Here is a 24,330-nt window from a genome sequence, read left to right as displayed (position 1 = left end):
TCATGACCAAAGGAATCTTAGGAAGAAAGATCGGTATGACTCAAGTATTTGCTGAGAACGGTGAGTTAATCCCAGTAACAGTTATCGCTGCTAATCCAAACGTTGTTCTTCAAAAGAAAACAACTGAAACTGATGGCTACAATGCAATCCAGTTAGGATTTGAAGATAAACGTGAAAAGTTAACTAACAAACCTGAACAAGGCCACACTGCTAAAGCATCTACAACTCCTAAGCGCTTCATTCGCGAAATCCGCGATGCAGACGTGGACGGATTAGAGGTTGGTCAAGAGGTAAAAGTTGACGTATTCGCTACAGGTGAAATCGTTGATGTAACAGGAATTTCTAAAGGTAAAGGTTTCCAAGGTGTTATCAAACGCCACGGACAATCTCGCGGACCTATGTCTCATGGTTCTCGCTATCACCGTCGTCCAGGTTCAATGGGCCCAGTTGCTCCAAACCGTGTATTCAAAGGCAAAAAACTTGCTGGACGTATGGGTGGAGACCAAGTTACTATCCAAAACTTAGAAATCGTTCAAGTTGACACTGAGCGCAACTTATTATTAGTAAAAGGTAACGTTCCAGGTGCTAAGAAATCTCTTGTAGTTGTTCAAGGCGCTGTGAAGGTTAGCAAATAATTCACAATAGGAAGGAGGAATTCCAATGCCAAAAGTTACTGTATATAACCAAACTGGTTCACAGGTTGGTGAAATCGAATTAGCTGAAGCTATTTTCGGTATCGAACCAAATGAAGCTGTACTTTTCGAAGCTGTAATGATGCAACGTGCATCTTTACGTCAAGGTACACACAAAGTAAAAACTCGCTCTGAAGTTCGCGGTGGTGGTCGTAAACCATGGCGTCAAAAAGGAACTGGACGTGCTCGTCAAGGGTCTATCCGCTCTCCTCAATGGCGTGGTGGTGGTACGGTATTCGGACCTACACCAAGAAGCTATGCGTACAAACTTCCTAAGAAAGTTCGTCGTTTAGCAATCAAATCTGCATTAGCTACTAAAGTAGTTGAGAACAACATTGTAGTTCTTGAAGACCTAGTGTTAAATGCACCAAAAACAAAAGATATGCTAGCAGTACTTAAAGGATTAACTGTTGAGAAGAAAGCTCTTATCGTAACTGCTGATGCAAACGAATCTGTAGAGTTATCTGCTCGCAATATCCCTGGAGTAACAGTAATCACTGCTGATGGCGTAAACGTTTTAGACGTGCTTCATCATGATAAGCTAATCATGACAAAAGCGGCAGTGGAAAAAGTAGAGGAGGTGCTTGCATAATGAGAGATCCTCGTGATATCATTAAGCGCCCAGTTATCACTGAACGTTCTATGGAAATGATGGCTGAAAAAAAATACACGTTCGATGTGGACGTTAAATCTAATAAAACAGAAGTTAAAGATGCTCTTGAAGCGATCTTTGGTGTTAAAGTAGAAAAAGTGAACATCATGAACTACAAGCCGAAAGCAAAACGCGTTGGTCGTCACGCTGGTTTTACTAGCCGTCGTCGTAAAGCAATCGTTAAGCTAACTGCTGACAGCAAAGAAATCGAAATCTTCCAAGGCGTTTAATTCTTACTAAAGAAGGAGGGAAATTGAGATGGGAATCAAAAAGTATAATCCAACTACTAACGGTCGTCGTAATATGACTACGAATGATTTCGCTGAAATCACGACTGATAGACCCGAAAAGTCATTACTTGCTCCTTTAAGCAAGAAGGCTGGTCGTAATAACCAAGGTAAAATCACTGTACGTCATCAAGGTGGCGGACATAAGCGTCAATACCGTATCATCGACTTTAAGCGTAACAAAGATGGAATTCCAGGACGCGTTGCTACGATCGAATACGATCCAAACCGCTCTGCGAATATCGCATTAATTAACTACGTTGACGGTGAAAAACGTTACATTCTTGCTCCTAAATCTTTAGAAGTAGGTATGGAAGTTATGTCTGGCCCAGAAGCTGACATTAAAATCGGTAACGCATTACCATTAATCAACATTCCAGTAGGTACTGTTGTTCATAACATCGAGCTTAAGCCTGGTCGTGGCGGACAATTAGTTCGTTCTGCTGGTACATCTGCTCAAGTACTTGGTAAAGAAGGTAAATACGTACTTGTACGTTTAACTTCTGGTGAAGTACGTCTTGTATTATCTGCTTGTCGCGCTTCAATCGGTCAAGTAGGTAACGAACAACACGAACTTATCAAAATCGGTAAAGCAGGTCGCTCTCGCTGGTTAGGTAAACGCCCAACAGTTCGTGGTTCTGTAATGAACCCGGTTGATCACCCACACGGTGGTGGTGAAGGACGTTCTCCAATCGGACGTAAGTCTCCAATGTCTCCATGGGGTAAACCAACTCTTGGATTCAAGACTCGTAAGAAAAACAAAGCGTCTGACAAATTCATCGTTCGTCGTCGTAAAAAATAATGGGATTGTAGTACGGTTCATTTCTAGAACCGTACGCCAATCACGAAGGGAGGCACCAAAATGGCTCGTAGCTTAAAAAAAGGACCATTTGTCGATGATCACTTAATGAGCAAAATGGAAAAATTAGTTGCATCTGAGCAAAAACAAGTTGTTAAAACTTGGTCTCGCCGTTCAACAATCTTCCCTCAGTTCATCGGACACACAATCGCTGTATATGATGGTCGTAAACACGTACCTGTGTACATCACTGAGGATATGGTTGGCCATAAGTTAGGTGAATTCGCACCAACTCGTACGTACAAAGGTCACCTTGCTGACGATAAGAAAACTAGAAGATAATGAGAGGAGGCACTTCAATGCAAGCTAAAGCAGTAGCGAGAACAGTTCGTATTGCTCCTCGTAAAGTTCGTTTAGTAGTAGACTTAATCCGAGGTAAGCAAGTGGGTGAAGCGATTGCTATCCTTAACCACACACCAAAAACTGCTTCTCCAGTTGTAGAAAAAGTTTTAAAATCTGCAATCGCAAATGCAGAGCACAATTATGAGATGGACATTAACAACCTAGTTGTTGAAAAAGTTTTCGTTGACGAAGGTCCAACGTTAAAACGTTTCCGTCCACGTGCAATGGGTCGTGCAAGCCAAATTAACAAACGCACAAGCCACATCACAGTTGTGGTATCAGAAAAGAAGGAGGGATAATCGATGGGTCAAAAGGTTAATCCAATTGGTCTTCGTGTCGGCGTTATCCGTGACTGGGAATCTCGTTGGTTCGCTGAGAAAGATTACGCTACATTATTACATGAAGACATCAAAATCCGTGAGTACATTAATGTACGCTTAAAAGATTCTGCTGTTGCTAAAGTAGAAATCGAACGTGCAGCAAATCGTGTAAATGTTACAATTCACACTGCAAAACCTGGTATGGTAATTGGTAAAGGTGGTACTGAAGTTGAAGCACTTCGTAAAGCTCTTAACCAATTAACAGGCAAGCGTGTACACATCAACATTTTAGAAGTTAAGAGAGCTGATCTTAACGCTAAATTAGTAGGCGAAAACATCGCTCGTCAATTAGAAAACCGTGTATCATTCCGTCGTGCACAAAAGCAAGTTATTCAACGTGCTATGCGTGCAGGTGCTAAAGGTATTAAAACACAGGTTTCTGGTCGTCTTGGCGGAGCTGATATCGCTCGTGCAGAATCTTACAGTGAAGGAACTGTTCCACTTCATACACTTCGCGCTGATATTGACTATGCAGCAGTTGAAGCTGATACAACATACGGTAAATTAGGCGTAAAAGTATGGATCTACCGTGGAGAAGTCCTTCCTACAAAAAAGAAAGCTTCTGAGGAAGGAGGAAAATAATATGTTAATGCCAAAACGCGTAAAATATCGTAGAGAGCATCGTGGTAAAATGCGTGGTCGTGCTAAAGGTGGAACTGAAATTGCTTTCGGTGAATTCGGTTTACAAGCACAAGCTGCTTCATGGATTACAAACCGTCAAATCGAAGCTGCTCGTCGTGCAATGACTCGTTACATGAAACGTGGCGGTAAAGTATGGATTAAAATTTTCCCTTCTAAACCTTACACTGCAAAACCTCTAGAAGTACGTATGGGTTCCGGTAAAGGGGCACCAGAAGGCTGGGTAGCAGTAGTAAAACCTGGGAAAATTATGTTCGAAATCGCGGGTGTATCTGAAGAGGTAGCACGCGAAGCATTACGTCTTGCAGCTCACAAGTTACCTGTGAAATGTAAATTCGTAAAACGTGAAGAAAATGGTGGTGAATCTAATGAAAACTAATGATATTCGTGAATTAACCACTGCCGAAATCGAAACAAAAGTTAAAGCTTTAAAGGAAGAGTTGTTTAATCTTCGCTTCCAACTTGCTACAGGACAATTAGAGAATCCAACTCGCATTCGTGAAGTGCGTAAAGCAATTGCTCGTATGAAAACTGTAGTTCGTGAAAGAGAGATCGGAATTAATCGATAAATTGAGGGGAGGTTTGCATAGTGAGCGAACGTAACCAACGCAAAGTTTATACTGGTCGTGTAGTGTCTGACAAAATGGACAAAACGATTACAGTTTTAGTTGAAACTTACAAAACTCATTCCTTGTACGGAAAACGTGTTAAGTATTCTAAGAAGTACAAAGCCCATGATGAGCAAAACCAAGCGAAACTTGGCGATATCGTTAAAATCATGGAAACTCGCCCGCTTTCTGCTACTAAGCGTTTCCGTTTAGTTGAAATCGTTGAAGAAGCGGTTATTATCTAAATAGACGAATCGGAATTTTTAGTCCGAAGGGAGGTTTCATAACATGATCCAACAAGAATCTCGTTTGAAAGTTGCTGACAACTCTGGTGCACGTGAACTTTTAACAATTAAAGTATTAGGCGGCTCTGGTCGTAAATATGCTAACATTGGTGACATTATCGTTGCTACGGTAAAACAAGCAACACCAGGTGGCGTTGTTAAAAAAGGTGACGTTGTTAAAGCAGTAGTGGTACGTACGAAGAGCGGAGCTCGTCGTCCGGACGGTTCTTACATCAAATTTGATGAAAACGCAGCGGTTATCATTAAAGACGATAAGAGCCCACGTGGTACTCGTATCTTCGGACCAGTAGCTCGTGAATTACGTGATAGCAACTTCATGAAGATCGTTTCTTTAGCTCCAGAAGTTCTATAATTTAAGGTATTGCCTTGCTAAGGAGGTGCAGAATTAAGATGCATGTAAAAAAAGGTGATAAAGTACAGGTAATCACTGGTAAAGACAAAGGAAAACAAGGCGTTATCCTTGTGGCTTTCCCAAAGCAAAACCGTGTTATCGTTGAGGGTGTCAATATCGTTAAGAAGCACTCTAAGCCATCTCAATTAAATCCACAAGGTGGAATTATTACTAAAGAAGCACCTATTCACGTTTCTAACGTTATGATTTTAGATCCGAAAACAGGTGAACCTACTCGTGTAGGCTTCAAAGTAGAAGATGGTAAAAAAGTTCGTATTGCAAAAAAATCTGGTGAATTATTAGATAAATAATTTTCTTAAGAAAGGAGGTCACTTCATTGAATCGCCTTAAAGAGAAGTTCCAAAAGGAAATTACTCCTGCTCTAGTGAGCAAGTTTAACTATAAATCTGTAATGCAGGTACCAAAAATCGAAAAGATCGTAATCAACACTGGTGTTGGTGACGCGGTATCTAACTCAAAAGCGTTAGACAACGCAGTAGAAGAATTAACACAAATCACAGGTCAAAAACCTGTTGTAACTCGTGCTAAAAAATCAATCGCTGGTTTCCGTCTTCGTGAAGGTATGCCAATCGGTGCGAAAGTAACTTTACGCGGCGAGCAAATGTATGAGTTCTTCGACAAATTAGTATCAGTTTCTTTACCACGTGTACGTGATTTCCGTGGTGTTTCTAAGAAATCATTCGATGGTCGTGGAAACTATACATTAGGTGTTAAAGAGCAACTTATTTTCCCTGAGATTGATTATGATAAAGTAAGCAAAGTCCGCGGTATGGACATCGTAATCGTTACTACAGCGAAAACTGATGAAGAAGCTCGTGAACTTTTAACACAATTCGGTATGCCATTCCAAAAATAATGGAAGCCAACGCTAAGTAGAGGAGGCGAAAACGTGGCTAAAAAATCTATGATAGCGAAACAAAAGCGTACTCCTAAGTTTAAAGTACAAGAGTATACACGTTGCGAACGCTGCGGTCGTCCGCATTCTGTATACCGCAAATTTAAACTTTGCCGTATTTGTTTCCGTGAACTTGCATATAAAGGTCAAATTCCTGGTGTTAAAAAAGCTAGTTGGTAAAACCCACAAATGGGAAGGAGGTAAAACACATGGTGATGACAGATCCAATTGCAGACATGCTTACTCGCATCCGTAATGCGAACATGGTACGTCATGAGAAATTAGAGGTTCCTGCTTCTAAAATCAAAAAAGAGATCGCTGAACTTTTAAAACGTGAAGGTTTCATTCGTGATGTAGAATACATCGAGGATAACAAACAAGGTATCCTTCGTATTTTCCTGAAATATGGTGCAAACAATGAACGTGTAATCACTGGATTAAAACGTATCAGTAAACCTGGCTTACGCGTTTACGCTAAAGCTGACGAAGTACCACGTGTACTTAACGGATTAGGTATCGCTCTTGTTTCTACATCTAAGGGAGTAATGACAGACAAAGACGCTCGTCAATTACAAACTGGTGGAGAAGTAGTAGCATACGTTTGGTAATATATATTTAAAACGAACGGAGGTGTGACCACATGTCTCGTATTGGTAAAAAGATTCTTGAAATCCCTGCAGGTGTTACTATTACAGTTGCAGAAGACAATACTGTAACAGTAAAAGGCCCTAAAGGTGAATTAACTCGTACTTTCAATGCTGATATGCTTATCAAAATTGAAGAGAATACATTAACAGTTGAGCGTCCATCTGAACAGAAGGAACACCGTGCATTACACGGTACAACTCGTGCTTTAATCGGAAACATGGTTGAAGGTGTAACTGAAGGTTTCGCACGCGGACTTGAATTAGTCGGTGTTGGTTACCGTGCTCAAAAACAAGGTGATAAACTTGTATTAAGCGTAGGTTATTCTCATCCAGTAGAAATGACTCCGGAAGCAGGTCTTGAAGTTGAAGTACCTGCACCAACTAAGATCGTAATTAAAGGTATCGACAAGCAACGTGTTGGCGAATTCGCTGCTAACATCCGTGCTGTACGTGCTCCTGAGCCTTACAAAGGTAAAGGTATTCGTTACGAAGGCGAAGTTGTTCGTCGTAAAGAAGGTAAAACTGCTAAGTAAACCCGTTAGGTGAGAGAAAGGAGTGACAAGAATGATCACTAAAGCTGATAAAAATGCGACTCGTAAGAAAAGACATGCACGTGTACGTGCTAAACTTACTGGTACTGCAGAGCGTCCACGTTTAAACGTGTTCCGTTCTAACCAACATATTTACGCTCAAGTTATTGATGATGTGAATGGTGTAACGTTAGTAAGTGCATCTACTCTTGATAAAGACCTTGCTCTTAACGGTACTAGCAATATTGAAGCTGCTACGAAAGTTGGAGAATCAGTTGCTAAGCGTGCTGTAGAGAAAGGCGTTAAAGAAGTAGTATTTGATCGCGGTGGTTACTTATACCATGGCCGTGTTAAAGCTCTAGCTGAAGCTGCTCGTGAGGCTGGATTACAATTTTAATGGTCAAAGGAGGGAAAATTGATGCATCGCATTGACCCAAGTAAATTAGAACTTGAAGAACGTGTAGTTACGATAAATCGTGTCGCGAAAGTTGTTAAGGGTGGTCGTCGTTTCCGCTTTGCTGCACTAGTTGTAGTTGGCGATAAAAACGGTCATGTTGGATTCGGTACTGGTAAAGCACAAGAGGTACCAGACGCAATCCGTAAAGCTATCGAAGACGCTAAGAAAAACTTAATCGCTGTACCATTAGTTGGTACAACAATTCCACACACAATCAACGGTCATTTTGGCGCTGGTGAAGTATTCTTAAAACCTGCTGCTGAGGGTACTGGTGTTATTGCTGGTGGACCTGTTCGTGCGGTCCTTGAATTAGCTGGTGTACAAGATATTCTTTCGAAATCTCTTGGTTCTAACACACCAATCAACATGATTCGCGCTACTGTGAACGGATTAAGCGAACTTAAGCGCGCTGAAGATGTTGCAAAATTACGCGGTAAATCTGTAGAAGAGCTACTAGGTTAAGGAGGGAAAACAAATGGCGAAAAAGTTAGAAATTACCCTCACTCGTAGTGTAATTGGTCGTCCACAAGATCAACGTGCGACGGTAGAAGCTTTAGGTCTTAAAAAGTTGAATTCAACTGTAGTTAAGGAAGAAACTCCTGCTATTCTTGGTATGATCAACAAAGTTTCTCACCTTGTAACTGTAAAAGAAGCTTAAGGATAACTCATTAATATAAGGAGGTGCCTGGGAATGAAACTTCATGAATTAAAACCTGCAGAAGGTTCTCGTAAAGTACGTAACCGTGTCGGTCGTGGTATCGGTTCTGGTAACGGTAAAACTGCTGGTAAAGGTCATAAAGGACAAAACGCACGTTCTGGCGGCGGTGTTCGTCTTGGCTTCGAAGGTGGTCAAACTCCATTATTCCGTCGTTTACCAAAACGCGGCTTCACAAACATTAACCGTAAAGAGTTTGCTATTGTAAACTTATCAACGTTAAATCGTTTTGAAGATGGTACAGAAGTAACACCTGAATTATTGCTGGAAACTGGCGTTATCAGCAAGTTAAACGACGGTGTTAAAGTTCTTGCAAGCGGAGCAGTAGAGAAAAAACTAACTGTTAAAGCGCACAAGTTCTCTTCAAGTGCTAAAGAAGCAATTGAAGCAGCTGGCGGATCAGTTGAGGTGATCTAATGTTTCGTACAATCTCCAACTTTATGCGCGTTGCTGAGATAAGACGTAAAATATTATTCACTTTAGCGATGTTAATCGTATTCAGGATTGGCACGTTTATCCCCGTGCCATTTACAAATGGAGACGTACTGAAGGCACAAGATCAATTAAATGCTTTAGGTATTCTAAATACATTTGGCGGTGGAGCCTTGAAAAACTTCTCCATCTTTGCGATGGGAATCATGCCGTATATTACAGCATCCATCATCGTGCAATTATTGCAGATGGATGTTGTTCCTAAATTTTCGGAATGGTCGAAGCAAGGTGAAATGGGCCGTCGTAAATTAACGCAATTCACGCGTTACTTTACAATTGTTCTTGCGTTTATTCAGGGGTTTGGTATGTCAATCGGTTTTAACGGTATGGTAGGTGGACAATTAATTTTGAATCCAGGTTGGAGCACTTATTTATACATTGCTACGGTACTGACTGCTGGTACTGCATTTTTAATGTGGTTAGGTGAACAGATTACAGCTAAAGGTGTAGGTAATGGTATTTCCATCCTTATCTTTGGCGGTATTGCCGCAGCGATCCCAAGTGTTATATCTCAAGTGTATCAGCAACAGTTTCAAAATATCGGAGATCAATTGTTCATGAGTATCGTTAAAGTTGCATTGATTTTACTAGCTGTGCTAGCAGTTATTGTGGGTGTTATTTTCATTCAACAGGCTGTTAGAAAGATCCCAATTCAATATGCGAAGCGTGTAACAGGAGGAAATGGTGGTTATGCTGGAGCACAAAACACACATTTACCGCTTAAGGTAAATAGTGCTGGTGTTATTCCAGTAATTTTTGCTGTTTCATTCTTAATTACGCCTCCGACTATTGCACAGTTCTTCCCGAAACATGATGTATCGCAGTGGATTATTGCAAACTTTAACTATTCTCACCCAGTGGGAATGATCATATATGTTGCGCTCATTGTAGCCTTCACATATTTCTATGCATTTGTTCAGGTTAATCCAGAGCAAATGTCAGAGAATCTAAACAAGCAAGGTGGATATGTTCCAGGTATTCGTCCGGGTAAGAATACGGAACAATATCTAACAAAAATCTTGTATCGTTTGACCTTTGTAGGATCAATTTTCCTAGCAGCGATTGCAATCTTACCAGTTATCTTTACGAAATTGGGAAATCTTCCTCCATCTGCACAGATCGGTGGAACGAGTATGTTAATCGTTGTCGGCGTTGCTTTAGAAACAATGAAGCAGCTAGAAAGCCAACTGGTAAAACGCCATTACAAAGGGTTTATCAAGCAGTGAGTAAGTGGGAAGAATTGTCTTCCCTACATGCTCATGTACTCTGAGGGGGAACAAGGATGAACTTAATTTTAATGGGGCTTCCTGGTGCTGGTAAAGGTACACAAGCCGAACAGATTGTTGCCAAGTATAACATCCCTCACATTTCAACAGGAGACATGTTCCGTGCAGCTATGAAGGCTGAAACTGAAATGGGTCTACAAGCAAAATCTTTTATTGATAAAGGTGCACTTGTTCCAGATGAAGTTACAATCGGAATCGTTCGTGAACGTTTAAGTCAAGACGACTGCGTAAGAGGTTTCTTACTAGACGGTTTCCCACGAACTGTTGCACAAGCATCAGCTCTTGAAGAAATTATGAAAGATCTTGGCAAAAAAATCGACTATGTTTTAAACATTAATGTGGATTCAGGGTTGTTATTAAAACGCCTTACAGGCCGTCGCATTTGTAAAGAGTGCGGTGCGACTTACCATTTAGAATTCAATCCACCAGCAAAAGCTGATGTGTGCGATAAATGTGGTGGCGAATTATATCAACGCTCTGATGACAATGAAGAAACTGTAGCAAATCGTTTAGATGTAAATATTAAGCAAACAAAACCTTTGCTTGATTTCTACGAAGAGCTTGGTTACTTACAAAGCATTAATGGTGAGCAAGATATCAATAAAGTATTTGCTGATATCGATGTTCTCATCGGAGGCTTAGCGTAATGATAATCTGCAAAACTCCTCGCGAGATAGAAATCATGCGAGAAGCTGGCAGGATCGTTGCTTTGACTCATCAAGAGTTGAAACAGCACATTACTCCAGGAATTACAACGAAAGAGCTCGATCAAATAGCGGAAAAGACGATTCAAAAATATGGTGCTACGCCATCTTTTAAAGGATACAACGGATTTCCGGGGAGCATATGTGCTTCTGTAAATGAAGAGCTTGTACACGGAATTCCAGGGAAGCGCAAGCTCAAAGAGGGCGATATCATCAGTATCGATATTGGTGCGAAATACAATGGGTACCATGGAGATTCTGCATGGACGTATCCAGTTGGAAACATTTCTGAATCTGTTCAAAAGCTACTTGATGTCACAGAAAAATCGTTGTATCTTGGTCTAGAACAAGTAAAACCAGGCGAGAGATTATCAAATATCTCACATGCGGTTCAAACCCATGCTGAAGAGAATGGATTCTCGATCGTTAGGGAGTATGTTGGTCACGGAATCGGGCAAGACTTACATGAGGACCCTCAAATCCCGCACTATGGTCCACCAAATAGAGGCCCTAGATTAAAGCCGGGAATGGTCATCTGTGTTGAGCCGATGGTGAATCAAGGAAGACGATATGTAAAAACACTATCTGATGACTGGACAGTGGTAACGGTAGATGGTAAATGGTGTGCCCATTTTGAGCACACGATTGCTCTTACAGAAGCAGGATACGAAATCCTTACCACTTTATAAGTAGCTGGCTCTCCGGGATTTCAGAGCAGTGTAAAATGTTACTGATTTGAAGAAGGGAGAACTATTGAATGGCTAAAGATGATGTAATTGAAGTCGAAGGTACCGTTCTTGAAACGTTGCCAAATGCTATGTTCAAAGTAGAATTAGAGAATGGGCATGTCGTATTGGCTCACGTTTCTGGTAAAATCCGTATGAACTTCATTCGTATTTTACCAGGAGACAAAGTTACGGTAGAATTATCTCCGTACGATTTAAATCGTGGTCGTATTACGTACCGTTTTAAATAATATAGCACTCCGTAATCTTTAAGGAGGTTCGAGACATGAAAGTAAGACCGTCAGTTAAACCAATCTGCGAAAAATGTAAAGTTATTCGTAGACGTGGAAAAGTAATGGTTATTTGTGAAAACCCTAAACATAAACAAAAACAAGGTTAATCAGAAGGAGGTGCATTCGTAATGGCACGTATCGCAGGTGTAGATATTCCTCGAGACAAACGCGTTGTTATTTCTTTAACTTACGTATTCGGCATTGGTCGCACAACTGCTGAAAAAATTCTTGCTGAAGCAGGTATTTCTGAAGAAACACGAGTTCGTGATTTAACGGAAGACGAATTAGGACGTATCCGTGATATCATCGATCGTATTAAAGTTGAGGGAGACCTTCGTCGTGAAGTATCTCTTAACATCAAACGTCTAATGGAGATCGGTTCTTACCGTGGTCTTCGTCACCGTCGTGGTTTACCAGTTCGTGGTCAAAACTCTAAAAACAATGCTCGTACACGTAAAGGTCCACGTCGTACAGTAGCAAATAAAAAGAAATAATAAGTAAAGGAGGTTGAACTAACAATGGCACGTAAAACAAACACTCGTAAAAAACGTGTGAAAAAGAATATTGAAGCAGGTATAGCTCATATTCGTTCTACTTTCAACAACACAATCGTAACACTTACAGATACTCACGGTAACGCACTTTCTTGGTCTAGTGCTGGTGCACTTGGTTTCCGTGGATCTCGTAAATCTACTCCATTCGCTGCGCAAATGGCTGCTGAAACTGCTGCTAAAGCTGCAATGGAACACGGTTTAAAAACTTTAGAGGTTACTGTTAAAGGTCCTGGTGCTGGTCGTGAAGCTGCAATTCGTGCTCTTCAAGCTGCAGGTCTAGAAGTAACAGCAATTAGAGATGTTACTCCAGTTCCTCATAATGGATGTCGTCCACCAAAACGTCGTCGTGTGTAATTTTTCTGTATAGAATTTTCCCTTTTGTCTATAATGGATATGATGCATTATCGAGAAATTTCGTACAGAAACATCGCTTGTTGTGCACAATCGGGAACTGCCTAAGGGGGACTTTCGGTTAGACAGGGGTTATACCTTTGTTTAACCGGGGTTTCGACGTTTTGAAGGAGGGTTTAGTTAATGATTGAAATCGAAAAGCCGAAAATCGAAACGGTTGAACTTAACGAAGATGCTAAATATGGTAAATTCGTAATTGAACCGCTTGAGCGTGGATATGGTACTACTTTGGGTAACTCCTTACGTCGTATTCTTTTATCCTCACTCCCTGGTGCCGCTGTTACTGCTATCCAAATCGATGGCGTATTACATGAATTTTCAACAGTTGAGGGCGTAGTAGAAGACGTTACGACGATCATCTTAAACTTGAAAAAGTTAGCTCTTAAAATCTACTCTGAAGAAGAGAAGACGTTGGAAATTGATGTACAGGGCGAAGGTATTGTCACAGCTGCTGATATTACTCACGATAGTGATGTAGAAATCTTAAATCCAGATTTACACATTGCAACGTTAGCAAAAGATGCGCATTTCCGCGTGCGTTTAACTGCAAAGCGTGGCCGTGGGTATACGCCAGCTGATGCAAATAAAAGCGAAGATCAACCAATAGGAGTAATTCCTATTGATTCTATTTATACTCCAGTATCACGTGTGACTTACCAAGTGGAAAAGACACGTGTCGGACAAGTGGCTAATTATGATAAGCTTACGCTTGATGTATGGACGGATGGAAGCATCGGGCCAAAAGAAGCTATCTCTTTAGGTGCCAAAATCTTAACTGAGCATTTAAATATCTTTGTTGGTTTAACTGATGAAGCACAAAATGCTGAGATTATGGTCGAGAAGGAAGAAGATCAAAAAGAGAAAGTTCTTGAGATGACTATCGAAGAACTAGACCTTTCTGTTCGTTCTTATAATTGCCTAAAACGTGCAGGAATTAATACTGTACAAGAGCTTGCGAACAAAACAGAAGAAGATATGATGAAAGTTCGTAACTTAGGACGTAAATCCTTAGAAGAAGTTAAACATAAACTTGAGGAATTAGGTTTAGGTTTACGTAAAGACGACTGAGGATTTAAACCCATCAACAAAGGAGGGAACTACGAATGGCATACAGAAAATTAGGCCGTACAAGTGCGCAACGTAAAGCTATGTTACGTGATTTAGCTACTGATTTAATTATCAACGAGCGCATCCAAACGACAGAAACTCGTGCAAAAGAACTTCGTTCTGTAGTGGAAAAAATGATCACTTTAGGTAAACGCGGAGATCTTCATGCTCGTCGTCAAGCAGCAGCTTTCATTCGCAATGAAGTAGCTAACGCTGAGACTGGTCAAGATGCACTTCAAAAACTATTCGCTGATGTAGCTCCACGCTATGCTGAGCGCCAAGGCGGATACACTCGTATTGCAAAAATTGGTCCACGTCGCGGAGACGCAGCACCAATGGTAATTATCGAGTTAGTATAATGATAATTAAAAGGGCAGGACAGTTCTTTTCAAGAAACTGGTCATGGCCCTTTTTTTTAAATATAAAAATAGGCTAACTGTGCGAAGGAAAGGGTGCCTTCTATTGAAAAAAGAGAAACTTCGGATAGAAAATATATCATTTCAATATCCTGGGGCAGCCACTTATGCATTAAAAGATGTTTCATTTTCCTTATATGAGGGAGAATGGGTATCTATTATTGGACAAAACGGTTCAGGAAAGTCTACACTTGCAAAATTATTGAATGGTTTGTTTTTGCCAGAAGCAGGGACTATTACAGTAAATGATACAATGGTTTTATCAGAGGAAACGGTATGGGATGTTCGAAAACAAATTGGAATGGTATTTCAAAATCCAGATAATCAATTTGTTGGAACAACAGTGCAAGATGATGTTGTATTTGGCTTAGAGAATATCGGAATGCCAAGAGAACAAATGATTGAAAGATTAGAACAGGCCTTGCGACTTGTCCGTATGGAAGATTTTCTTAATGATGAGCCTCATTCCTTATCTGGTGGGCAAAAGCAGCGAGTGGCAATAGCAGGCGTTTTAGCACTTCAACCATCTATTTTAATATTAGATGAAGCAACGTCAATGTTAGACCCTCAAGGGAGACGTGAAGTAGTAGAAACGGTTAGACAACTTGTTACTCAAAAAGGTATTACCGTGTTATCGATTACGCACGATTTAGAAGAAGCGGCACAGTCAGATCGTGTCATTATTTTAAATAAGGGAGAAATATTAGAGGAAGGGACTCCAGAAAAAATTTTCAAATCCTCTCATATGCTCCAAGAAATTGGCTTAGATGTACCGTTTTCAGTGAAAATAGCAGAATTATTAAAAAGAAATGAAATTCTCTTGCAAAATACGCATCTTACAATGGAAAGCTTGGTGAACGAACTTTGGAGATTACATTCCAAAAAGTAGAGCATCGTTATCAATATAAAACTCCATTTGAAAGACGCGCACTTTATGATGTAGATGTGTCGTTTCCAAGTGGGGGCTATTATGCCATTATTGGTCATACTGGTTCAGGTAAGTCAACGATGATTCAACATTTAAATGGTTTATTGCAGCCGACAAATGGTACAGTTCAAATTGGTGAACATTTGATTTCGGCAGGAAAGAAAGAAAAAAAGTTAAAGCCACTACGTAAAAAAGTAGGGGTTGTCTTTCAATTCCCAGAACATCAGTTGTTTGAAGAGACTGTGGAGAAAGATATTTGTTTCGGCCCTACTAATTTTGGAGTATCTGTAGACGAAGCAAGGCAAAAGGCTAGAAAGGCAATTGAACTTGTAGGGCTAGAACCGGAACTGTTAACACGTTCTCCGTTCGAATTAAGTGGTGGACAAATGAGACGTGTTGCTATAGCGGGTGTACTGGCGATGGAACCTGAAGTGCTTGTATTAGATGAACCTACAGCAGGACTAGATCCAAAAGGGCAGAACGAACTTATGGAGATGTTTTATAAGCTGCACAAGGAAAAGGGGCTTACAGTTATCCTTGTAACGCATAATATGGAGGATGCTGCTCAGTATGCGGAGCAGATTGTAGTTATGCATAAAGGAACGGTCTTTTTGCAAGGAAGTGCAGAGGAAGTATTTTCACATGCCGATGAACTAGAGAAAATTGGTGTGGATCTTCCTATGTCATTAAAGTATAAACGTGCAATTGAAGAGAAGTTTGGTATTTCAATTCCAAAGGCTACCTTATCTTTAGAGGATCTTACTCATGAAGTTGTGCAGGTGTTACGAAAAGGTGGTCATGAATCATGCAGCAGTTGATTATTGGGAGATATATCCCGGGGAATTCACTTATTCATCAACTTGATCCACGTACGAAGCTGCTGATTGTCTTTTTATATGTATTTGTTGTTTTCTTAGCAAATAATGCGATTTCATATGGATTTTTATTTTTATATGCACTCATTGCTTTATTTTTTGCAAAAGTGCCGATTCGTTATGTACTTTCGGGCTTAAAACCAATTTTATGGATTTTTCTTTTTACATTTTTCCTGCATATTTTTACAAATAAGGAGGGGGATGTACTATTCCAGCTTGGTTGGTTTTCGATATATGAAAAAGGATTAGAGCAAGGGATATACATTTCTGTACGATTCTTCGTTATTATTTTAATGACGACATTATTAACGTTAACGACGACACCTATTGAAATTACAGATGGTTTGGAGACGTTATTAAAGCCGTTGAAGCGTATAAAGGTTCCTGTTCATGAAATCGCATTAATGATGTCAATTTCTCTTCGTTTTATCCCGACATTAATGGATGAAACGAGTAAAATAATGAAAGCACAAGCGTCACGTGGTATTGATTTTGCCGGGGGACCGATAAAAGATAGAATGAAAGCTATTATTTCACTGCTCGTTCCTCTGTTTATCAGTGCTTTTAAGCGTGCAGAGGACTTAGCCATTGCGATGGAAGCTCGTGGATATCAAAGTGGTGAAGGACGTACTAAATTTAGGCAACTACGCTGGAAAACAAGCGATACAGTAACGATTGTCAGCTTATTTTGTTTAGCTTGTATTTTGGCATGGGTGCGATCGTAATGGAGAATAGAGAAATGGATAGAATAAAATGTACGGTTGCATATGATGGCATGCATTTTTGTGGTTATCAAATTCAGCCGAACCATCGTACTGTTCAACAGGAGATAGAAAAAGCATTGCAGAAATTGCATAAGGGAGAACTTGTTCGTGTTCAGGCATCTGGTAGAACAGATTCTACAGTTCATGCAAAAGGACAAGTAATACACTTTGATACTCCTTTGTCTCTTGAAGAGTGGCAATGGATTAATGCTTTAAACACAATGTTGCCAGATGATATTGTTATTAGGCAAGTAGAGAAAAAAACAGAAGAATTTCATGCACGTTACGGTGTTGAGAAAAAAGAATATCGTTATCGTGTATTATTATCAAAGACTGCGGATGTATTCCGTAGAAATTACGTATATCAATATCCATACCCGCTCGAAATCAACTCTATAAGAAAAGCAATTCCTTATTTTATTGGAACACATGATTTCACTTCTTTTTGTTCGGCAAAAACTGACAAAAAAGATAAAGTGCGAACAATTTATGAAATCGAGTTAATTGAACAAAATGATGAAATAATTTTTCGTTTTGTAGGTAATGGATTTTTATATAATATGGTCAGAATTATTGTTGGTACGTTACTTAGCGTAGGGCAAGGAAAGCTTGATCCTGATAGCATTCCAGAGATTTTAGCGAAACAAAATCGTCAGTTTGCTGGAAAGATGGCTCCAGGTCATGGGCTTTACTTATGGGAGGTAAACTATAACAACTAATCCTGGTGTAACATTTGCTTGACATTAGAAACTCAAAAGTATATCATAACATATGGTATTGTTTCTAAAACCACGATTAGCCCCGGAAGGAAATCGTGTTTAAGATAAACAATAGATTTTTTCTATGGAAAAGATAACGAGGAGGGAAACACATGCGTACGACTTTTATGGCAAAAGCTAACGAAGTTGAGCGTAAATGGTATGTGGTTGATGCTGAAGGTCAAACTTTAGGTCGCCTTGCTAGTGAAGTAGCATCCATTTTACGTGGTAAAAACAAACCTACATTTACACCACACGTTGACACGGGTGATCATGTAATTATTATTAACGCTGAGAAAATTCATTTAACAGGTAATAAATTAAACGATAAAATTTACTACCGTCACACTAACCACCCAGGTGGACTTAAGCAAAGAACAGCTCTTGAAATGCGTACAAACTACCCTGTACAAATGTTAGAGCTTGCAATTAAAGGCATGCTTCCAAAAGGACGCTTAGGCCGTCAAGTTTCTAAGAAACTTAACGTGTATGCTGGAGCAGAGCATCCACACCAAGCACAAAAACCAGAAGTTTACGAACTTCGCGGATAATTAATTAAAGGAGGGCTTACTTTGGCACAGGTTCAATACTATGGCACTGGACGTCGTAAGAGTTCAGTAGCGCGCGTACGCCTAGTTCCAGGCGAAGGACGCGTTATCATTAACGGTCGTGATTTTGAAAACTATATCCCATTTGCTGCATTACGTGAAGTAGTGAAACAACCTCTAGTTGCAACAGAAACTTTAGGTAACTACGATGTACTTGTAAACGTAAATGGTGGTGGATACACTGGTCAAGCTGGTGCTATTCGTCACGGTATTTCTCGCGCTTTATTAAAAGCTGATCCAGAATACCGTCTAACACTAAAACGTGCAGGTCTATTAACTCGTGACGCACGTATGAAAGAGCGTAAAAAATACGGTCTTAAAGGCGCACGTCGTGCACCTCAGTTCTCAAAACGTTAATTTTTGTGAACTACAAACCCCAACCATTTTGGTTGGGGTTTTTTTATGTTTCATTCCTCTTTTGCAATTTTTATAGCTTGGAATATTTTAGTGCTACCGCCACGCGTATGCTTCTTCTTTAGAAGTTTAGACTAATACGTATTAGGGAGGTTTATAAGTACTATGAATGTCATTGTCAGCTTACAAGAAAAACAAAAAGAAAAGCAGTTAAAATACGAGCGGAAGATGTTGCGGGAATTATCATTAAAAACATTGCGTTCAAATATTCGTGATGCCTTTCAAATGCAAGAGCTTCATCGTCAGTATGAAGATTACTGTATTGAATTAGGGATAGAATCTTATTTATTAGGAGCGAGATACAGTAAATTTGGTTATTATGGTGAATCGTTTTTTGATGTGAAATATAGAGCTTTAGAAGAAGAACAACAATTAACTGAAACGCTATTTCAATTTTTAACGAGTATGACTATGCGAGAAATAAAGTTGAAAGATGAGGAATTACTTTTTGAATCTTGTCAGCAGTTTATAGGATTGTGGTGGCAAGAAGGGTATGAAAAAGGTGAAAGAAGATATCGATTAAAGCTTCATTAAGACAAGCATAAACTTTCCTCTTGTCCCATATAAGTAATTAGAGGGACTAGCTGGAGGAGGAAAGGTATGAAGAGAATTCGAATTATCTCTTTTGCACTCGCTGCGGTTGTATTGTTTTTTTTAGTTAAACAAGAATTTCAAATTACAAAATCGTGGCGAGCTTGGAATTTACCCTTATCAGGGAAAGTAATTGTATTAGATGCTGGGCATGGTGGACCAGATGGAGGGGCTGTTGGTGGAAAGGATATTATAGAAAAGGATATTACGCTTGAAATTACAAAAAAGGTACAAGACTATTTACAAGAACAAGGTGCACTAGTTATTTTAACGCGTGAGGGAGATTATGATTTAGCTAACAAAGATACAAAGTCATATAGTAGACGTAAAGCAGAGGATTTAAAAAAACGTGTGGAAATCATCAATAAACCTGATGTAGACTTTTTTGCAAGTATTCATTTAAATGCTTTAACTAGTAGTGGATCGAAAGGCGCACAAACGTTCTATTACCGCTCTTCGATTGAAAATGAACGTGCTGCAAAATTTATACAGGCTGAATTGAGAACAAGTTTAGAAAACACGAATCGTTCTGCTAAGACAATTTCGCATGTATATTTATTAAAGTATTCTAAAACACCAGGTGCTTTAATTGAAGCTGGCTTTTTATCGAATGTGAACGAAAGGTATATGTTAAATTCGGAGAAATATCAGCAAAAGGTAGCAGCTGCAATATACCGTGGTATATTACGTTATTTCACGGAAAAAGGAAATCCTCCAGAATAAGGAGGATTTTTTTGAGCTTCTCTCGTTAACGAAGTTTTCGGAAAATATGTTATACTGGAAATGTAAACGCATTTATTTCAAGGATAAGCAGAGATAAATTAAATTAACATTACGTTATTTTTCATACAGGGGGCTGGGCTAATTATGATAACGAAAGAGCAAGTGGTTGAAGCGTTAGAAGGGATTGTAGATCCGTTTTTACATAAAACATTAAAAGAAACAAGTGCAATTAAAGAGGTAACAGTCAAGCCAGAGAAGGAACATGTGAGTGTCAAAATTGCAATCGTAAAAACCGGTACAGCGGAACAAATGCAGTTGCAATCTGGAATTGTAAAGTTAGTAAAAGAACTTGGGGCAGCAACAGTTGGACTTCGTTTTGCAGAATTTACAGAAGAGGAATTAGCTCAGTTTGCACCGGAACAAGAAGAAGAGCAAAGTGAATCTTTATTGTCACCTAATTCAAAAACAACATTCTTAGCAGTAGCGAGTGGAAAAGGTGGCGTGGGAAAATCAACTGTTTCCGTTAACCTTGCAGTTGCTTTAGCTCGTTTAGGAAAAAAAGTTGGTATTATTGATGCGGACATTTACGGTTTTAGTGTGCCAGACATGATGGGGATAGAAAAACGTCCTATCGTAAGAGGTGACAAGATAATTCCGGTGGAACGTTTAGGTGTAAAGGTAATCTCAATGGGCTTCTTTGTAGAGGATAATGCACCAGTTATTTGGAGAGGACCTATGCTTGGGAAAATGTTAAACCACTTCTTCACAGAAGTAGAATGGGGCGATTTAGATTATTTAGTACTAGATTTGCCACCAGGCACAGGTGATGTTGCGTTAGATGTGCACTCAATGTTGCCATCTTGCAAAGAGATTATTGTAACGACGCCTCATCCAACAGCTGCGTTTGTAGCAGCGCGTGCTGGAGCGATGGCATTGCGCACTGAACATAGTATTCTTGGTGTTGTTGAGAATATGGCATATTTTGAAAGTAAGGTAACTGGTGAGAAAGAATATGTATTTGGAAAAGGCGGGGGAGATAAGTTAGCTACCGAATTACAAACGAATGTTCTTGGTCGCATTCCGCTACAACAACCCGATTGGAATAAAGAAGACTTTGCTCCTTCAGTATATGAAGATACACATACAACGGGCATTATTTATAGTAAAATAGCTGAAACAGTAATTGATAGAACAGCTGTTACACAAAAATAAAGTGAAACTTTAATCAGTGGGGTTCACCTGTTACTGCCAACAATAAGGCTTTTGTTGCTAGTAAACCTTTCGCTTAACTAGAGGGGGCCATTTCGTCTGTTAATAGCAAGATAAAGTAATAACGAGTGAACAATGTATAAATTGTCCACTCGTTATTATAGTTATTATTTTTTACTATTCTTCCTTCTTCCCGCCTTGAGAACCACCGTCACCGCCTGCTTCTTTCTTACCAGATCCGCCTTTTTCAGCTTTTTGCACACCTTTACTAATGATATCAATCATCTTGGCTTGGAAGAGTGGACTTTCAGCAGTTTCTGTTAGTACTTGTTGTAGATATTGACGGTATTCTTTACTCTTCATTGTTTGTAACATCATTTTTTCTACTTCAGGATTTTTCATAATTTCTATAACGCCTGCTTGGTATTCAGGGTCTTTTAATAAGGTTTTCATTAATTGGGTTTGTTCTTTCCCCATACTTTTAGCGAACTTCGATGAGAACTCAGGATCTTTAAAGAGCTTTTCCCAGAATTGTTGCCCTTTATCGGATACCATGGCATCTTCAATCGTTTTCTTTACTACTGTTTCATCTAGTATGAGTGCTTGTTTCATTTTTTCATCAGTTAATACATCTTGAATAGCTTTCTTACCTTGATCTGTTTTTAAAATATCAACAATCATTTTCTTTGTTTGATCGTAATCTAGTTCGGATTTCGTTTCTTTTCCTTGTGCGCATGCTGCAAGTGCGATAAGTAGAAAAGAAGAAACGAAAATGAATAGCATCCGTTTCATAAGTTGGAACTCCTTTCAGCACAGTTCTCTCTTTTTAATATAAATATCTTTAAGGAATTTATACATGAACATGGCTAGCTTTTTGAAATTGTCATTGATACAATTTAATTAGAAATATAAGGATAATGGGGGATGTGTTGTGAATAGCCGCAAGTGGGTACGACTATTTTTAACGACGTTGTTTCTTGGTGGAATTAGCACAGTTATTATTGGTTTTGTTTTGGAGTGGGACAAGTACAATAAATTTTTTCAAAATTTCGACGGTAAGGAGATTTTAGCAGTATCTTTCTGGCTGATGGGTGTAGGATTTATTTTTAGTGTTATAAGTCAAATGGGATTCTTTGCATATTTAACAATCCACCGTTTTGGACTAGGGATGTTCCGCTCATCTTCTTTATGGAATGCAGTCCAGCTCTTCTTTATTGCATTCGTATTATTTGATTTTGTGTATTTAAGATCTGTACTTATTGCAAATGGGGAAGTCTCGTTAGGGAATAACATACTTGTTGCTGGAATATTATTTGTGTTTGGAGCAATTGTTGCTTATGTAAAAAGCAAAGAAACAAATAAAAAAGCATTTGTGCCAGCTCTGTTCTTTATGGTTGTTGTAACGATCCTTGAATGGGTACCGGCGCTTCGGATTAATGATACAGATTGGTTATATTTAATGGTTATACCGCTATTGTTATGTAACGCATATCAATTACTTGTATTACATCGTTTAATCGGAAAAACAAGTAAATCAGCTTAATAGAGAGATTTTATACACCAGCAGTTATAATGCTGGAAATGGTATGATTAAAAAAGCTCTACCACCTTCTTGAAAGGTAGTAGAGCTTTTTATGCGTGAAGAGTGGTAGGGAAGAAGCTACTTCACATCTTCACTTTTCGTACTTGTGTTGGAAATAAGTTGTGATACGGATATTTGCTCATATCCATCACTTTTTATTTTTTGCAGGAGCAGCGGTAAAGCTCTATTTGTTTGAAGGGCAGAATCGGATGCGTGTAATAAGACGATATCTCCACCTTTCAAATTATTAGAGACAGTGGAAACGATGTTATTTACACCTGGGTTTTTCCAATCGTTTGAATTATTACTCCAATGCACGACGGTGTATCCAAGTGATTCTGCGATTTTAAGGGTTGCTTTGTTAAATTCGCCACTAGGTGGACGTAACAGCTTGACTTGTTTTACACCAAGTTTCGTAAAAACATCTTGTGCTCGTAAAAGGTCTCGTCTTATTTCATTTGTCTCTAGAGAAGTGTAGGATGTGTAATTGTACCCCATACTACCGATTTCGTGTCCGTCTTTCATGATTCGCTCTACAATATCGGGGTGTCTTTCGGCCCATGCAGCAGAAAGGAAGAATGTTGCATTCTTAATTTCTCTTTCTTTAAGAGTATCTAGGATTGGAATTGCTTTTTTGTCTCCCCAACTAATATCAAACGTAAATGCAACTTGCTTTTTAGCGGTGTCTCCTTTGTAAATTACTTTAGGGCCTGTAGCAGTTGAAAAAGCAGATTCATGTGAATATGTTTTTAAAAAGAGTAGCCATGCTGTAAATAAGGACAGTATCACTATTAAGCTAATGTGTTTAAAATTTCTCTTACTCGTAATAAAAAAGAAAAACATAATATTACGCCCCTTTGTCCAATCCTTTTCAGTTACATATATGCTGTAAATATAAAAAAGAGAACAAAGGATTAATATCGTAAGTAGTGGATATAATGGATGATAGGATTGTGATAATTGAAAATGAGCGGAACGTTTATTGTTGCGTAAGGAATTATTGAGGTGATTGTTTGCTTGGGCTGATGTTGACAAAAGAAGAGAGAAAAGAAATGGAATACATATTGAAGAGAGAATTAGAGGAACTTTTATTTGATTTTGAAGATGAGCGTATTCATGAAGTTGTAAAAAAAGCCATGGAAGAAAGATATAAAATCATTTTCTGTTTATTCCGGAGAGTAGCTAACACAGAAGAATGTATTCGTTATGTAAGAAAAAGAATTTTTTATTAAAAAGTGTTGACGTTAATAGTTTGTATATGTTAAATTAATAACCGTCGCTGATGCGGAAACGCAGAAAACGACAAAAAGAAATTGAAAAACTTAGTTGACATCGAAAAACGAAAATGTTAACATAAGGAAGTCGCAAATGAGCGACCAAGTAGTTCTTTGAAAACTGAACGAAACAAACAACGTGAAACGTCAATTTTTATTTTAGATGCTAGACAAACTAACTTTATTGGAGAGTTTG

42 protein-coding genes are annotated in these 24,330 nt (G+C 39.1%); 40 read left to right on the top strand and 2 right to left on the bottom strand.

Going from position 1 to position 24,330, the window contains the following annotated elements:
- Nucleotides 1-2 precede the first annotated feature (2 nt).
- The 38 genes from rplC to AC22L0_RS28155 all read left to right on the top strand — a co-directional run bounded on the left by rplC (nt 3) and on the right by AC22L0_RS28155 (nt 21,281).
- Complete coding sequence (rplC, locus tag AC22L0_RS28340; RefSeq protein ID WP_000160207.1) at nt 3-635, top strand: 50S ribosomal protein L3; 633 nt, start codon at nt 3-5, stop codon at nt 633-635.
- A 25-nt stretch (nt 636-660) separates the two neighbouring features.
- A complete protein-coding gene (gene rplD, locus AC22L0_RS28335) occupies nt 661-1,284 on the top strand; it encodes a 50S ribosomal protein L4 (RefSeq protein WP_001127258.1) in 624 nt (207 codons plus the stop codon).
- On the top strand, nt 1,284-1,574 hold the full coding sequence (rplW, locus tag AC22L0_RS28330) for a 50S ribosomal protein L23 (RefSeq protein ID WP_001205558.1): 291 nt from the start codon (nt 1,284-1,286) through the stop codon (nt 1,572-1,574). The genes rplD and rplW overlap by 1 nt, the downstream gene beginning before the upstream one ends.
- Before the next feature lie 28 nt (nt 1,575-1,602).
- A complete protein-coding gene (gene rplB / locus AC22L0_RS28325) occupies nt 1,603-2,433 on the top strand; it encodes a 50S ribosomal protein L2 (protein ID WP_000511583.1) in 831 nt (276 codons plus the stop codon).
- A gap of 60 nt (nt 2,434-2,493) precedes the next feature.
- Nucleotides 2,494-2,772, top strand: a complete 279-nt coding sequence (gene rpsS / locus AC22L0_RS28320) for a 30S ribosomal protein S19 (RefSeq protein ID WP_000124454.1) — start codon at nt 2,494-2,496, stop codon at nt 2,770-2,772.
- A gap of 17 nt (nt 2,773-2,789) precedes the next feature.
- The gene (gene rplV, locus AC22L0_RS28315; RefSeq protein ID WP_001148024.1) at nt 2,790-3,131 is read left to right on the top strand and encodes a 50S ribosomal protein L22; all 342 of its coding nucleotides are present in this window, start codon (nt 2,790-2,792) and stop codon (nt 3,129-3,131) included.
- Nucleotides 3,132-3,134: 3 nt separating this feature from the next.
- Nucleotides 3,135-3,794 carry a 30S ribosomal protein S3 gene (gene rpsC, locus AC22L0_RS28310; protein WP_000529956.1) on the top strand — a complete coding sequence of 220 codons (660 nt, stop codon included), beginning with the start codon at nt 3,135-3,137 and terminating at the stop codon, nt 3,792-3,794.
- Between the two features lies 1 nt (nt 3,795).
- Nucleotides 3,796-4,230 carry a 50S ribosomal protein L16 gene (rplP, locus tag AC22L0_RS28305; RefSeq protein WP_000928969.1) on the top strand — a complete coding sequence of 145 codons (435 nt, stop codon included), beginning with the start codon at nt 3,796-3,798 and terminating at the stop codon, nt 4,228-4,230.
- Nucleotides 4,220-4,420: a 50S ribosomal protein L29 gene (gene rpmC / locus AC22L0_RS28300; RefSeq protein WP_000855718.1), complete on the top strand. Its 201-nt coding sequence runs from the start codon at nt 4,220-4,222 to the stop codon at nt 4,418-4,420. Before rplP ends, rpmC begins: the two co-directional genes overlap by 11 nt.
- A gap of 20 nt (nt 4,421-4,440) precedes the next feature.
- Nucleotides 4,441-4,704, top strand: coding sequence for a 30S ribosomal protein S17 (gene rpsQ / locus AC22L0_RS28295; protein WP_000004106.1), 264 nt, complete (start codon nt 4,441-4,443; stop codon nt 4,702-4,704).
- A 43-nt stretch (nt 4,705-4,747) separates the two neighbouring features.
- Nucleotides 4,748-5,116, top strand: coding sequence for a 50S ribosomal protein L14 (gene rplN, locus AC22L0_RS28290; RefSeq protein ID WP_000615912.1), 369 nt, complete (start codon nt 4,748-4,750; stop codon nt 5,114-5,116).
- A 38-nt stretch (nt 5,117-5,154) separates the two neighbouring features.
- Nucleotides 5,155-5,466 (top strand): 50S ribosomal protein L24, encoded by a 312-nt coding sequence (gene rplX / locus AC22L0_RS28285; protein ID WP_000558200.1) that lies wholly within the window; start codon nt 5,155-5,157, stop codon nt 5,464-5,466.
- Between the two features lie 26 nt (nt 5,467-5,492).
- Nucleotides 5,493-6,032, top strand: a complete 540-nt coding sequence (gene rplE / locus AC22L0_RS28280) for a 50S ribosomal protein L5 (protein WP_001080831.1) — start codon at nt 5,493-5,495, stop codon at nt 6,030-6,032.
- Nucleotides 6,033-6,065: 33 nt separating this feature from the next.
- On the top strand, nt 6,066-6,251 hold the full coding sequence (rpsN, locus tag AC22L0_RS28275) for a 30S ribosomal protein S14 (RefSeq protein WP_001085700.1): 186 nt from the start codon (nt 6,066-6,068) through the stop codon (nt 6,249-6,251).
- A 29-nt stretch (nt 6,252-6,280) separates the two neighbouring features.
- On the top strand, nt 6,281-6,679 hold the full coding sequence (gene rpsH / locus AC22L0_RS28270) for a 30S ribosomal protein S8 (protein WP_000245511.1): 399 nt from the start codon (nt 6,281-6,283) through the stop codon (nt 6,677-6,679).
- A 32-nt stretch (nt 6,680-6,711) separates the two neighbouring features.
- Nucleotides 6,712-7,251, top strand: a complete 540-nt coding sequence (rplF, locus tag AC22L0_RS28265; protein ID WP_000086558.1) for a 50S ribosomal protein L6 — start codon at nt 6,712-6,714, stop codon at nt 7,249-7,251.
- Nucleotides 7,252-7,282: 31 nt separating this feature from the next.
- Nucleotides 7,283-7,645 carry a 50S ribosomal protein L18 gene (gene rplR / locus AC22L0_RS28260; protein WP_000628816.1) on the top strand — a complete coding sequence of 121 codons (363 nt, stop codon included), beginning with the start codon at nt 7,283-7,285 and terminating at the stop codon, nt 7,643-7,645.
- Nucleotides 7,646-7,666: 21 nt separating this feature from the next.
- Nucleotides 7,667-8,167 (top strand): 30S ribosomal protein S5, encoded by a 501-nt coding sequence (gene rpsE / locus AC22L0_RS28255; RefSeq protein WP_000554646.1) that lies wholly within the window; start codon nt 7,667-7,669, stop codon nt 8,165-8,167.
- Nucleotides 8,168-8,180: 13 nt separating this feature from the next.
- The gene (rpmD, locus tag AC22L0_RS28250; protein ID WP_001085234.1) at nt 8,181-8,363 is read left to right on the top strand and encodes a 50S ribosomal protein L30; all 183 of its coding nucleotides are present in this window, start codon (nt 8,181-8,183) and stop codon (nt 8,361-8,363) included.
- A 33-nt stretch (nt 8,364-8,396) separates the two neighbouring features.
- Complete coding sequence (rplO, locus tag AC22L0_RS28245) at nt 8,397-8,837, top strand: 50S ribosomal protein L15 (RefSeq protein WP_000766081.1); 441 nt, start codon at nt 8,397-8,399, stop codon at nt 8,835-8,837.
- On the top strand, nt 8,837-10,138 hold the full coding sequence (secY, locus tag AC22L0_RS28240) for a preprotein translocase subunit SecY (protein ID WP_000490117.1): 1,302 nt from the start codon (nt 8,837-8,839) through the stop codon (nt 10,136-10,138). Before rplO ends, secY begins: the two co-directional genes overlap by 1 nt.
- Nucleotides 10,139-10,194: 56 nt before the next feature.
- The gene (locus AC22L0_RS28235; protein ID WP_001048989.1) at nt 10,195-10,845 is read left to right on the top strand and encodes an adenylate kinase; all 651 of its coding nucleotides are present in this window, start codon (nt 10,195-10,197) and stop codon (nt 10,843-10,845) included.
- Entirely contained in the window at nt 10,845-11,591 is a 747-nt protein-coding gene (map, locus tag AC22L0_RS28230; RefSeq protein ID WP_000582539.1) for a type I methionyl aminopeptidase, read from the top strand. Before AC22L0_RS28235 ends, map begins: the two co-directional genes overlap by 1 nt.
- Nucleotides 11,592-11,659: 68 nt before the next feature.
- Nucleotides 11,660-11,878 (top strand): translation initiation factor IF-1, encoded by a 219-nt coding sequence (gene infA, locus AC22L0_RS28225; protein WP_001029884.1) that lies wholly within the window; start codon nt 11,660-11,662, stop codon nt 11,876-11,878.
- A 35-nt stretch (nt 11,879-11,913) separates the two neighbouring features.
- Nucleotides 11,914-12,027 carry a 50S ribosomal protein L36 gene (rpmJ, locus tag AC22L0_RS28220; RefSeq protein WP_000868344.1) on the top strand — a complete coding sequence of 38 codons (114 nt, stop codon included), beginning with the start codon at nt 11,914-11,916 and terminating at the stop codon, nt 12,025-12,027.
- A 21-nt stretch (nt 12,028-12,048) separates the two neighbouring features.
- Nucleotides 12,049-12,414, top strand: a complete 366-nt coding sequence (gene rpsM, locus AC22L0_RS28215; RefSeq protein WP_000090788.1) for a 30S ribosomal protein S13 — start codon at nt 12,049-12,051, stop codon at nt 12,412-12,414.
- A 24-nt stretch (nt 12,415-12,438) separates the two neighbouring features.
- Complete coding sequence (gene rpsK / locus AC22L0_RS28210; RefSeq protein WP_000101798.1) at nt 12,439-12,828, top strand: 30S ribosomal protein S11; 390 nt, start codon at nt 12,439-12,441, stop codon at nt 12,826-12,828.
- Between the two features lie 180 nt (nt 12,829-13,008).
- Entirely contained in the window at nt 13,009-13,953 is a 945-nt protein-coding gene (locus AC22L0_RS28205; protein ID WP_000569643.1) for a DNA-directed RNA polymerase subunit alpha, read from the top strand.
- 35 nt (nt 13,954-13,988) lie between these two features.
- Nucleotides 13,989-14,351 (top strand): 50S ribosomal protein L17, encoded by a 363-nt coding sequence (rplQ, locus tag AC22L0_RS28200; protein WP_000331490.1) that lies wholly within the window; start codon nt 13,989-13,991, stop codon nt 14,349-14,351.
- 103 nt (nt 14,352-14,454) lie between these two features.
- Nucleotides 14,455-15,297: an energy-coupling factor ABC transporter ATP-binding protein gene (locus AC22L0_RS28195; RefSeq protein WP_000711759.1), complete on the top strand. Its 843-nt coding sequence runs from the start codon at nt 14,455-14,457 to the stop codon at nt 15,295-15,297.
- The gene (locus AC22L0_RS28190; RefSeq protein WP_000406535.1) at nt 15,273-16,154 is read left to right on the top strand and encodes an energy-coupling factor ABC transporter ATP-binding protein; all 882 of its coding nucleotides are present in this window, start codon (nt 15,273-15,275) and stop codon (nt 16,152-16,154) included. The genes AC22L0_RS28195 and AC22L0_RS28190 overlap by 25 nt, the downstream gene beginning before the upstream one ends.
- Nucleotides 16,142-16,936 (top strand): energy-coupling factor transporter transmembrane component T family protein, encoded by a 795-nt coding sequence (locus tag AC22L0_RS28185; protein ID WP_001186526.1) that lies wholly within the window; start codon nt 16,142-16,144, stop codon nt 16,934-16,936. Before AC22L0_RS28190 ends, AC22L0_RS28185 begins: the two co-directional genes overlap by 13 nt.
- Nucleotides 16,937-16,950: 14 nt before the next feature.
- Nucleotides 16,951-17,694 carry a tRNA pseudouridine(38-40) synthase TruA gene (gene truA, locus AC22L0_RS28180; protein ID WP_002098927.1) on the top strand — a complete coding sequence of 248 codons (744 nt, stop codon included), beginning with the start codon at nt 16,951-16,953 and terminating at the stop codon, nt 17,692-17,694.
- Between the two features lie 152 nt (nt 17,695-17,846).
- Nucleotides 17,847-18,284 carry a 50S ribosomal protein L13 gene (gene rplM, locus AC22L0_RS28175; RefSeq protein ID WP_001260793.1) on the top strand — a complete coding sequence of 146 codons (438 nt, stop codon included), beginning with the start codon at nt 17,847-17,849 and terminating at the stop codon, nt 18,282-18,284.
- 21 nt (nt 18,285-18,305) lie between these two features.
- Nucleotides 18,306-18,698, top strand: coding sequence for a 30S ribosomal protein S9 (gene rpsI / locus AC22L0_RS28170; protein WP_000079986.1), 393 nt, complete (start codon nt 18,306-18,308; stop codon nt 18,696-18,698).
- Nucleotides 18,699-18,860: 162 nt separating this feature from the next.
- Complete coding sequence (locus AC22L0_RS28165; protein WP_001101005.1) at nt 18,861-19,289, top strand: DUF2521 family protein; 429 nt, start codon at nt 18,861-18,863, stop codon at nt 19,287-19,289.
- Between the two features lie 66 nt (nt 19,290-19,355).
- Nucleotides 19,356-20,069, top strand: coding sequence for an N-acetylmuramoyl-L-alanine amidase CwlD (cwlD, locus tag AC22L0_RS28160; RefSeq protein WP_000822439.1), 714 nt, complete (start codon nt 19,356-19,358; stop codon nt 20,067-20,069).
- A 144-nt stretch (nt 20,070-20,213) separates the two neighbouring features.
- Entirely contained in the window at nt 20,214-21,281 is a 1,068-nt protein-coding gene (locus AC22L0_RS28155; RefSeq protein ID WP_000628846.1) for an Mrp/NBP35 family ATP-binding protein, read from the top strand.
- A gap of 174 nt (nt 21,282-21,455) precedes the next feature.
- Here AC22L0_RS28155 and gerD read toward each other — a convergent pair whose 3' ends face one another.
- Nucleotides 21,456-22,070: a spore germination lipoprotein GerD gene (gene gerD / locus AC22L0_RS28150; RefSeq protein ID WP_000827296.1), complete on the bottom strand. Its 615-nt coding sequence runs from the start codon at nt 22,068-22,070 to the stop codon at nt 21,456-21,458.
- 139 nt (nt 22,071-22,209) lie between these two features.
- Here gerD and kbaA point away from each other — a divergent pair, with 139 nt between their 5' ends.
- Complete coding sequence (kbaA, locus tag AC22L0_RS28145; RefSeq protein WP_001088526.1) at nt 22,210-22,821, top strand: KinB signaling pathway activation protein KbaA; 612 nt, start codon at nt 22,210-22,212, stop codon at nt 22,819-22,821.
- A 117-nt stretch (nt 22,822-22,938) separates the two neighbouring features.
- Here kbaA and pdaB read toward each other — a convergent pair whose 3' ends face one another.
- Nucleotides 22,939-23,703 carry a polysaccharide deacetylase family sporulation protein PdaB gene (gene pdaB, locus AC22L0_RS28140; RefSeq protein ID WP_000464705.1) on the bottom strand — a complete coding sequence of 255 codons (765 nt, stop codon included), beginning with the start codon at nt 23,701-23,703 and terminating at the stop codon, nt 22,939-22,941.
- 170 nt (nt 23,704-23,873) lie between these two features.
- Here pdaB and AC22L0_RS28135 point away from each other — a divergent pair, with 170 nt between their 5' ends.
- Nucleotides 23,874-24,092, top strand: coding sequence for a hypothetical protein (locus AC22L0_RS28135; RefSeq protein WP_000901147.1), 219 nt, complete (start codon nt 23,874-23,876; stop codon nt 24,090-24,092).
- Nucleotides 24,093-24,330: the final 238 nt, after the last annotated feature.

It is taken from the genome of Bacillus sp. LQ01 (genome assembly GCF_057624735.1).
Note: the sequence above shows the minus strand (reverse complement) of the source record. Positions and strands in the feature narration are given on the sequence as shown.